Origin of the sequence: Mesorhizobium sp. M1348 (assembly GCF_040317925.1) — a bacterium.
Classification (GTDB): Bacteria; Pseudomonadota; Alphaproteobacteria; order Rhizobiales; family Rhizobiaceae; genus Mesorhizobium.
Map to the genome: position 1 here is coordinate 1 of NZ_JAMYLH010000073.1, position 1,920 is coordinate 1,920.

A 1,920-nucleotide genomic window follows, 5' to 3' on the forward strand; every position below is an offset into this window, starting at 1 on the left:
CTCTTCGCTGTTCTCGCAGCGAAGCCGATGTCCGAAATACGGGTGCCAACGGTAATGGACCTCGACCTCCTGCCCAACATGGGCAGAATGACCCCGAGATGGCCTGTGGCCTGATGGCGCGCTCGACGGTGTTGGAGTCGATTTCGATGCGGCCGTCGGTGAGGAAGCGCTCCAGCGCGGCACGCCGGCCGAGCGCATAGCGGATCGCCTCGGCGGGCTTCGATTTTCCCGACAGCTTCGGCAGCTCCTTTTCCCACAGCGCAAAGAGAGCGGCAACGACGGCGGCGGATTTCTCCTGACGCGCAGTTATCCGTACTGCCGGGTCCTGGCCGCGTACGGCCTCCTCGGCGGCCCACAGTGGGGCCATCTGCGCCACCGTCTGCGAGGCGATAACGGAGGAGCCTGCGGCATGCAGTTCGTAGAACTTGCGCCGCACGTGCGACCAGCACGCCGCCAGCGTCACGCCGTCGTTGCCCCGATCGGATCGGGCCAGCCGGTTATAGGCGGCGTATCCGTCGACTTGCAGGATCCCGCGATAGCCGTCCAGATGACGGGCAACACATTCGCCGGCGCGGCTGTCCTCGAAGCGATAGACAACAATGGGCGGTCCACTGCCGCCAAAGGGCCGATCATCGCGGACATAGGTCCAGAGGTAGGCCGTCTTGGCCTTGCCAGATCCCGGCGCCAGCGTTGGCAGCGTGGTCTCATCGGCGAAGACCCGCTCCCCCTGCTTGATGCGGGTCAGTGCGTAATCGGCGAGCGGCTCGAGCTCGAACCCGAGCTTGCCCATCCACTGCGCCATCTGTGACCGGTCGATCTCGACCTGATCGCGGGCATAGATCGCTTCCTGGCGGTAGAGCGGCAGGCCATCGGCGTATTTCGACACCGCGATCTGCGCCAGCAGCGCTTCGGTCGGAATGCCGCTTTCGATGATGCGGGCGGGCGCGGCTGCCTGGATGACGCCGTCCCAACCCTTGTAGGCATATTTGGGGCGACGCGTGACGATCACCCGGAACTTCGCCGGGGTGACATCGAGCCGTTCGGAGACGTCCTCGCCGATCAGGATCTTTTCCAGCGCTTCGCAGCCAGCAGGCGTCTCGGGCTCGATGACCACCTCGATCCGTTCGAGATGGGCCGCAAAGCCTTTGCGAGGGCGCGGGGCGCGCTTCGCTTTCGAGCCGCCCGCAGACTTCTCCATCTGCGCTTGGATGGCCGCCACGCCGGTTTCGATCTCGTCGAAGACCAGAGCGTACTGCTCCTCGCTCAGCGCACCGGCCCGCAACCTTTCGGAGCGGCTGCCGAAGCGCGACCGCTCCAGCATCTTCACCACCGCCGTCAGTCGTGCGATCCGCTGCTCGGCGCTCTTGTTGACCAACTCGAGATGCGTATTGTGGGCTTCGAGATCGGCATTACGCTCTTCCAGACCGGCGGCTTTTTCGGCCATGGCAACAACCATCGCCTTGAGCGCGTCAACGTCGTCCGGGAGCGCGAGATCGGGTGCCGACATGGCCAAAATCAGAGCATATTCGCGGGCAATTTTCCCGCGTTTTCAGCTCCCTGATTCATCATGCCGCAGGGTTTTACCCAACCGATTGCGGCCGCCTGACGGTCTCCGTTCGAACCCGTTTCCAGTCCATTCCGTCAACCAGAGCCATGAGCTGAGCATGATTGAGCTGGACCCGGTGGTGGCCGATCCGCGGCCAGCAGAACTTCGCCTCATCCAGCCGCTTGGCATAAAGACACACGCCGCTGCCGTCCCACCAGACGATCTTGATCCTGTCCGCTCTTTTGGCGCGGAATACATAAAGTGCGCCGTTGAACGGTTATGTGGCGCGCCACATAACCGTTCTTATGCGTCGGGCGAGATTATGTGGCGGAGCCGCCCTGACCCCTTTCGGGTCGGCCAAACCCAGCTTGCCT

The 1,920-nt window shown here is 63.6% G+C and carries 2 protein-coding genes; both read right to left on the reverse strand.

What is annotated here, in order from left to right; genetic code table 11:
* Positions 1–1,507: IS66 family transposase (tnpC, locus tag NKH13_RS35450; RefSeq protein WP_352917478.1), on the reverse strand; the 1,507-nt coding region annotated here is incomplete at its 3' end.
* Between the two features lie 73 nt (positions 1,508–1,580).
* Complete coding sequence (tnpB, locus tag NKH13_RS35455; protein ID WP_352875106.1) at positions 1,581–1,775, reverse strand: IS66 family insertion sequence element accessory protein TnpB; 195 nt, start codon at positions 1,773–1,775, stop codon at positions 1,581–1,583.
* Positions 1,776–1,920: the final 145 nt, after the last annotated feature.